Source organism: uncultured Winogradskyella sp. (genome assembly GCF_947498005.1).
In the GTDB taxonomy this organism is placed as follows: domain Bacteria; phylum Bacteroidota; class Bacteroidia; order Flavobacteriales; family Flavobacteriaceae; genus Winogradskyella.
In genome coordinates this window covers 1-1091 of the sequence record NZ_CANMIW010000027.1, presented here as the reverse complement: position 1 = coordinate 1091, position 1091 = coordinate 1, and the positions used below count along the sequence as shown (strand labels likewise).

1 protein-coding gene is annotated in these 1091 nt (G+C 28.6%); it reads left to right on the top strand.

The window, feature by feature from the left end:
* Positions 1–158: 158 nt before the first annotated feature.
* A complete protein-coding gene (locus tag Q0891_RS17185; protein WP_299103573.1) occupies positions 159–884 on the top strand; it encodes a hypothetical protein in 726 nt (241 codons plus the stop codon).
* Positions 885–1091: the final 207 nt, after the last annotated feature.

Here is a 1091-nt window from a genome sequence, read left to right as displayed (position 1 = left end):
CCTCGCGGATTTTCTATTCGGTTTTTATTTGCTAAATTACGTGCTAAACCACGCAACAAACCATATACAAACACGTTACCAATAATTTGATGAAAAGCATACTTCTACTAATAATATTAACTTTTTCATTGTTCAGTTGTAATGATAAAACTTTAAAAATGTCTGAATTAGACTTTTTAGATTTCAATCAAGCGAGCATATTAAAAAATGATATAAAGAAGACACTTTTAATATCGGGATTTGATACAGCACTTTATAAAAAGAACGATACAATTGAAATTATAGAATATAATAAAAGCGGAAATATTAAAAACGTATGGAGAAAATCTTTTATGTATAGCATAAATGAAGAATATGAATACGACTCATTAAACCTTGAAAAACAAAAAATATTTTTTACTGATTTTAAAGCTATTTTCAATTTTCGCTATGAATTTGATAACGATAGCTTAATCCTCTATAAGTATTATACTAAACCTTCTATTGGAATTTCAAAACAGGATATTTCAAAACCAGCAGCTATTTTTAAATTCAAAAATGATGGAAAAATTTTAGAATCCTCTCAGTATCAGAATAACGATTATGGAAAGGGTAAAAAGCTCACTACAAAATACGATTACGACACAAAATCAAACTCATTATCTTCGAAAGAAATATTATACGAACCAAGTGATAACGAAGATTCATCTTTGAGTTCTAATGCAATAACCGACTATTATTACTCTAACAAAAAACTTGATTCGACTTTAACAACTTTCAGCTGGATAGATAGAGAAAATCAAAAGCAAAGCTATTTACGTAAAGTAATATTTGACCAAAATGGGTTAGCCTTAAAAGCAATTACAATGGATAGTTTAATTATATATTACAAGCATATTAATTAAAAACTATTGGTAACACCGTGTATATTTAATTGCTATATTCTTCCCTACTTGCGAAAATTCCTGCGGAATTTTCACGGGTTCGTAAAAGTTTGCTAATTTAGTTGCTCAGCCACGCAACTAACCATACACAAACACGTTGTGCGCAAGCTGAAGAAAACCTCAAAATGAAACAAATTTTAGAAACAAATCGACTTTTATTAAGAGAAT

Coding starts and splice junctions, on each gene's coding strand:
- Q0891_RS17185 (WP_299103573.1), top strand. CDS start 159: ATGTCTGAATTAGACTTTTTAGATTTCAATCAAGCGAGCATATTAAAA.